This window comes from Bacillus haikouensis (assembly GCF_013179555.1).
GTDB lineage: Bacteria > Bacillota > Bacilli > Bacillales > Bacillaceae_B > Rossellomorea > Rossellomorea haikouensis_A.
Genome location: NZ_JABMCR010000229.1, coordinates 1 through 6,616, shown reverse-complemented (window position 1 = coordinate 6,616; position 6,616 = coordinate 1). Strand labels below are relative to the sequence as shown.

At 44.4% G+C, this 6,616-nt stretch carries 8 protein-coding genes and 1 other annotated feature; all 8 genes read left to right on the top strand.

Annotated elements, in window-relative coordinates; all coding sequences use genetic code 11:
• Window positions 1-224: 224 nt before the first annotated feature.
• Window positions 225-1,670: an Rne/Rng family ribonuclease gene (locus HP456_RS17975; RefSeq protein ID WP_172253648.1), complete on the top strand. Its 1,446-nt coding sequence runs from the start codon at window positions 225-227 to the stop codon at window positions 1,668-1,670.
• A 354-nt stretch (window positions 1,671-2,024) separates the two neighbouring features.
• Window positions 2,025-2,103 (top strand) — a sequence feature (ribosomal protein L21 leader region).
• Window positions 2,104-2,116: 13 nt separating this feature from the next.
• Complete coding sequence (gene rplU, locus HP456_RS17970) at window positions 2,117-2,425, top strand: 50S ribosomal protein L21 (protein ID WP_172253646.1); 309 nt, start codon at window positions 2,117-2,119, stop codon at window positions 2,423-2,425.
• Window positions 2,426-2,436: 11 nt separating this feature from the next.
• On the top strand, window positions 2,437-2,769 hold the full coding sequence (locus HP456_RS17965) for a ribosomal-processing cysteine protease Prp (RefSeq protein WP_172253644.1): 333 nt from the start codon (window positions 2,437-2,439) through the stop codon (window positions 2,767-2,769).
• Window positions 2,770-2,781: 12 nt separating this feature from the next.
• Window positions 2,782-3,072 carry a 50S ribosomal protein L27 gene (gene rpmA, locus HP456_RS17960; RefSeq protein ID WP_044339518.1) on the top strand — a complete coding sequence of 97 codons (291 nt, stop codon included), beginning with the start codon at window positions 2,782-2,784 and terminating at the stop codon, window positions 3,070-3,072.
• 457 nt (window positions 3,073-3,529) lie between these two features.
• Complete coding sequence (locus tag HP456_RS17955; protein ID WP_172253642.1) at window positions 3,530-4,063, top strand: Spo0B C-terminal domain-containing protein; 534 nt, start codon at window positions 3,530-3,532, stop codon at window positions 4,061-4,063.
• A gap of 56 nt (window positions 4,064-4,119) precedes the next feature.
• Entirely contained in the window at window positions 4,120-5,409 is a 1,290-nt protein-coding gene (gene obgE, locus HP456_RS17950) for a GTPase ObgE (protein WP_172253640.1), read from the top strand.
• A 26-nt stretch (window positions 5,410-5,435) separates the two neighbouring features.
• On the top strand, window positions 5,436-5,891 hold the full coding sequence (thrR, locus tag HP456_RS17945) for a transcriptional regulator ThrR (RefSeq protein ID WP_172253638.1): 456 nt from the start codon (window positions 5,436-5,438) through the stop codon (window positions 5,889-5,891).
• Window positions 5,892-6,032: 141 nt separating this feature from the next.
• On the top strand, window positions 6,033-6,616 hold a 584-nt coding region (gene pheA, locus HP456_RS17940; RefSeq protein ID WP_172253636.1), incomplete at its 3' end, for a prephenate dehydratase.

Here is a 6,616-nt window from a genome sequence, read left to right as displayed (position 1 = left end):
GTGGGGAAGCTTGATGAATATGAACTTCTCCATGCATTCTTTGCGGAAAAGATGACCAACGCCAAAACAAAGGATCTGCTCTACCTTTATTGACGAATGCCTAAAGACTGTATAAAGTAAATAATAGAAAATCCAAAGGTTTGACGATCGTAGTCAATCCTTTTTTTCATTTACCACGGAAAAACGCATATTACTTCTGTTTATATAGAAAGAGGGGTCGTCCGTTGGAAGAAATCATTGTGCATGGAAAAGGAAGAGAAAAACGATGGGTTCTGCGTAAAGATCAGAGGGTGAGCGGACTCTATACGTATCAGCCCCAGGAAGAAACACTGACCGGGAATATTTATTTTGGCAAAGTTGTCAAGGTGCAAAAAGGTCTGGGTGCAGCGTTTGTGGATATAGGACAGGATAAAAATGGCTATCTCCATGAAAAAGAATTCCCGCAGAACATCGCAGCGTATCACAGCGGTGATGCAGCCTTGCCGATCGGGAAATGTGTGCATGAAGGCCAAAAAATTCTTGTGCAGGTGACAAAGGATGCCGCGGGGACAAAAGGCCCGAAATTGTCTGCAGTGATTGAATTGAAAGGCGAGCTTCTTGTCTATATGCCTGAGGGTCATTATATCGCCGTTTCAAAGAAACTTGATGAAATGAAGAGACGGGAACTGAAACGGGAGGGGAAGGATTGGAAAAAAGAAGGGGAAGGCATTGTTTTCCGTACAAATGCTTCAACCGCTGAAAGGAAAGAATTGATCGGTGAACTGGATGCATTGCGAACCAGGTTCCTGGCACTCGAGGGATTGAGCCGGCGCAGTAAAGCTCCTGCTATCTTATATAAAGAAGATGCATTCTATGCGGACCTTTTTGAACAATTGAAAAGAGGTAGAGGCGGAAATATATATGTAGATGACTTTTCCTGCTTTGAACATTTGCGGACTTGGATTGACACTCATTACAGCGGAAAATGGTCGATCGAGCATTATAGGCAAAGTGAAAATATTTTTCATCATTTCGGGGTTTCTGGTGATTGGAAAAACGCCCTGAAAAAAGTGGTCTGGCTTGATAACGGAGCTTTTCTGCTCATTGAAGCGACAGAAGCGCTGACAGTCGTGGACATCAACTCTGGCAAATTCACAGGTAAAGATGACCTTGAACAGACCGTCTTGCAGACAAATAAATTGGCAGCAGTGGAAATGGCGAAGCAATTGGCCCTCAGGAATATCAGCGGGATCATCCTGATTGATTTCATCGATATGAAAAAAGAAAGCCATCGCGAGGAAGTGCTGACGGTCTTCACCGAGGCTCTTCAATCTGACTCACAGCGTACCACCATTTTGGGCTTTACTTCACTAGGGGTCCTTGAACTGACTAGGAAAAGGACAAGACCATCTCTTGATGAATATTTAACCGTACCATGTCCTGTGTGCAGCGGAACCGGCAGGATCATCAGTCCCGAAAGCAAAGCCTTTCAGCTGGAGAGGGAGCTGTGGGAATATCAAGGTACCGACACCTTTCAAATTATCATAGAAGCAACGGCGGATGTATTTGAGGTTTTTGCCGGCAGTGACAAGCAGCATGTGAGAAGACTGGAGAAAGCATTGAATATAAACCTTGACCTTCAAGTCATCGATCATCCCCATCCGCATTATCAAATTGGAAAAATCTCTTAGCAGAGATTACTGCTAATAATTCCGCTAACCTAGAGTGGATGGGAACAGAAGGCATTTGACTGCGAAGGGATATAGAGGAGCGAAGAAAGGCGGAACCGGATGACAAGCACAAGGGGCGACATCCGGCAGGGAGCAGTTTGCCTTTTGTGGGGTTTGGCTGACGAATTCGGATTCCCAAGAGTCGAAACAGGAAAAGTCAAAGAGGCTCGGCTCGGCTTCCTCCCCGCGTAAAGGAACGGTCTATGACTTCGCAGGAAACATCAAAGCAGTGAGCAAAGATCATATGAATTTCAAGATTTATATTGACACCATCTCTCAATTTGTGATAGGATTCTAATGTTATTGATTGTAGCACCCGTGCTACAACCGCTCAGAACAGGTCTTAAAGTGTGGAGAGATCCAGCACCTGTGATTGGCGAGTCTGAGTTTATTAAGGAGGTGCGATTATGTACGCAATTATCGAAACAGGTGGTAAGCAAATCCGTGTAGAAGCTGGTCAAGCAATCTACATCGAAAAGCTAAACGCAGGTGAAGGTGATACGGTAACATTCGACAAGGTTCTTTTCGTTGGTGGTGACGATGTGAAAGTAGGAAGTCCATTAGTGGATGGAGCTACTGTAACAGCGAAGGTTGAGAAACAAGGCCGCGCGAAAAAGCTTGTAGTATTCAAATACAAGCCTAAGAAGAACTACCGTCGTAAGCAAGGTCACCGTCAACCTTACACTAAAGTTGTAATTGACGAAATCAACGCGTAAGGCGTGATTGAATGATTAACGTTTACGTTGAGAAGTCAGGCGGAAGAATTCGTTCTTTCTCCATGGACGGTCATGCAGATTTTGCCGAAAAAGGGCAGGATATTGTTTGTGCCGGTGCCTCTGCTGTTTCATTCGGAAGTGTCAATGGCATTATATCATTGACCGGAGTTGAACCTGTTATCGAGCAATCTGCCGATGGGGGATACTTAAGATGCGTCATTCCCGACGGCTTATCGGAAGAAACGGACATGAAGGTCCAGCTGCTACTCAGTAGTATGGTTATCAGCCTGCAAACAATTGAAAGAGACTATCGTGATTTCATTAAAATAACCTTCAAAAAGTAGGAGGTGGAACAGATGTTAAGATTAGACCTTCAGTTTTTCGCGTCTAAAAAAGGAGTAGGTTCGACTAAAAACGGTCGTGACTCTATCTCTAAGCGTCTTGGTGCTAAGCGTGCAGACGGTCAAATGGTTACAGGCGGATCTATCCTTTACCGTCAACGCGGTACAAAGATCTATCCAGGTTTGAACGTTGGCCGTGGTGGTGACGATACACTTTTTGCTAAAACAGACGGTGTTGTTCGTTTCGAACGCATGGGTCGTGACAAGAAAAAAGTGAGCGTATACCCTGTTGCGAATGAAGCTTAATCGCATATCTTTAACGAAAACTCTAACCGACTTTCGGTTAGAGTTTTATTTTTTTTGAAGGATGTAAAAAGTTCGTTCCTGGTGGCAGATGATTTTGCAGGAGATATTGAGCCATGCGGTTTGATTAAAATATAGATAATTGATAATGAACCCACTGTTTGAAAAGAAGAATCCGGCAACACGATATGCCTGTCGAGTCTCTGACTGCCTGACAGCTTTCATTTTTTCTCACGAAGCATAATCTATGATCAACAAATGAGATTTTTAACCTTGTCCGAATTATTTTCAACTTCCAGTGATTTATGATCAACTTCGGCATTGCGCGGAACCGATCCAAACTACTCAACAGTCCCGATCATAAAAACCCGTCCTTCGACACTTTTTTCATAAACAATATACGAAGCACGCTCATCTTTGATATACTAACTAATAGCACATAAAGTATAGGAGTTATTATATGAGCGAAAATTGGGGTATAGTGGACGCATTGAGACATGCTCGTCATGATTGGATGAATGATCTGCAGTTAATCAAAGGCAATCTTGAGTTAGATCGGGTGGAGCGTGCTAAACAAGTCATAGATACCATGGTACTCACGGCGAAAAATGAATCAAAGCTATCAAATCTGAAACTTCCATTATTGTCAGAATGGATTTTAACATATAACTGGTCGACCCGCTTGGTGAAGCTGGAGTTTGAAGTCGGGCAGACGGGGTATGCCCGCAAGCTAAATGATCGAAAGCTCGTTCTCTTATGCAAAGAGGTTATGGAACTTGTTGAATCCAATGCAGAGGCCAGAGGGGAAAATCAGCTTTCTTTAATCATCAACCTTTCCGAGGAAAATCCCCGTTTTATATTTGATTTCACAGGTATACTAAAAGAAACAGCTGGTTTGGAAGAATGGATTGAGAATAAGCAGAAAAACGGACAAAATATAGAGACGGAACTGCTTCAAAAAGAAGCGTTTGTGATTCATCTTTCTGTTGAATAGCATGAAGTTACATATGTGATATCAACGTGATGGATAAGTAAGTTAGGAGTGAAAGTATGTTTGTCGATCAGGTCAAGATCTATACAAAAGGCGGAGACGGCGGTAACGGAATGGTTGCATTCCGCCGGGAAAAATATGTGCCTAAAGGCGGTCCTGCAGGCGGGGACGGCGGTCATGGGGCGGATGTCATTTTTGAAGTGGACGAAGGGCTCAGAACACTGATGGATTTCCGTTACCAGCGTCACTTTAAGGCACCTCGCGGAGAGCATGGCATGAGTAAGAACCAGCATGGCAGAAATGCAGAAGATATGGTTGTGAAAGTGCCGCCGGGTACGGTTGTCAAAGATGATGATACCGGGGAAACGATTGCTGACTTAACGCAGCATGGACAGCGTGCAGTCATCACAAAAGGCGGCCGCGGCGGCCGCGGGAATTCACGATTCGCGACTCCTGCAAACCCTGCTCCCGAGCTTTCGGAAAAAGGGGAACCTGGTCAGGAACGCTACATCGTGATGGAATTGAAACTGCTGGCTGATGTCGGCCTTGTCGGATTTCCGAGTGTCGGAAAATCTACATTATTATCGGTCGTTTCAGCAGCAAAACCGAAGATTGCTTCCTATCATTTCACGACAATCGTCCCGAATCTTGGAATGGTCGAAACAGCTGATGGCAGAAGCTTTGTTATGGCCGATCTGCCGGGACTGATAGAAGGGGCTCACGAAGGTGTAGGTCTTGGGCATCAGTTCCTTCGCCATATCGAGAGAACCCGTGTCATCGTGCATGTAATCGATATGAGCGGCATGGAAGGACGCGACCCTTACGAAGATTATCTGACAATCAACGAAGAATTGAAACAATATAATCTTCGTTTGACTGAACGTCCGCAAATTATCGTGGCGAACAAGATGGATATGCCTGAAGCAGAAGAAAATCTTGACGTGTTTAAAGAAAAGCTTCAAGATGATTATCCTGTATTCCCGATATCTGCATTTACTCAGCAAGGCTTGAAGGAACTGTTGTTTGCCGTGGCCGATAAGCTGGAGACCACGGAAGAATTCCCGATTACAGAAGAAGTAGAGGAAACAGGTATTCACCGTGTGGTTTACAGACACGAGGAAGATCAGCGAGACTTTGTGATCACCCGTGATCCGGATGGAACCTTCGTTGTCAGCGGAGCGAAGATTGAACGGTTGTTCAAGATGACTGATTTCTCCCGTGAAGATTCTGTCAGACGTTTTGCGAGACAGCTTCGTTCTTATGGTGTCGATGATGCCTTGCGTGAACGCGGTGCCGAAAACGGTGACACAATACGCTTGTTGAAATATGAATTTGAATTCGTTGATTAAACCTGTTCGTATTGGAGGAATAATCGGTGGGGAAAAAGTTCCAGGATGGTAAATTTTATTTAGTGCGGGAAGACGTGCTGCCGGAAGCGATGAAGAAAACGCTCGACGCCAAAGAGTTGATCGAAAGAGGAAAGGCTGACTCAGTGTGGGAAGCTGTTAATCGTGTAGATCTCAGCCGAAGTGCGTTTTACAAATACCGTGACACGGTCTTTCCATTCCATACGATCGTGAAGGAAAGGATCATCACGTTATTCTTCCATTTGGAAGATCGTTCAGGTACACTGTCCCATCTTCTGAGTGAAACGGCGAAGCATGGATGCAATATTTTAACCATACACCAGACGATCCCGCTGCAGGGGAGAGCGAACGTAACGTTGTCCCTTAATGTAACGGATCTCAAAGTCGGATTGGAAGATTTATTGTCAAATTTAAAACGGCTTGAATTTGTCGAAAAAGTGGAAGTGTTGGGCTCAGGGGCCTGACACTTCTTTTTTTGTCTGGAAAAATTCCGTTAACCTGACAACAATATGATTCTGATATAACATTTTTGAAAAGAAGTTGTATACAAACCGTTCCTTCGCATGTTAGAATGTTCAATAAATTTCTCGAGAGGAAGAGACCATTTGAAAATTGCTTATTTAGGACCTCAGGCTTCTTTTACAGACCTGGCTGTGAAGAAAGCTTTTCCAGCAGAAAATAAAGTACCATTTGTGACGATACCAGATTGTATAGAAGCTGTCATTGAAGGAGAAGTTGATTATGCTGTCGTTCCTTTGGAAAACGCGCTGGAAGGTTCTGTACATATTACGGTTGATTACTTGTTTCATGAAGCGGATTTATCCATCGTGGCCGAGCTAACTTCTCCTATTCAGCAGCATCTGATGGTGCATCCCGGCCAAGGCTGCGATGAAAGCAAAGTAGAGAAAATCATGTCCCATTCTCATGCGTTGGCACAGTGTCATAAATTTCTCCATCAGAAATTCCGGGGTACTCCACTGGAGCAGGCGACATCAACCGCAGCAGCTGCCAAATATGTGAGCGAGCACCCGCAGGAAAGGCTGGCGGCAATCGGGAATGAATTGGCTGCACAAGAATACGGGTTAACGATCGTCCAAGAGAATATCCATGATTTTGCATATAATCACACACGTTTCATTGTACTTCACAACCAACACGATTCACTTGAACTCCCCCATGAAAAGAGCGG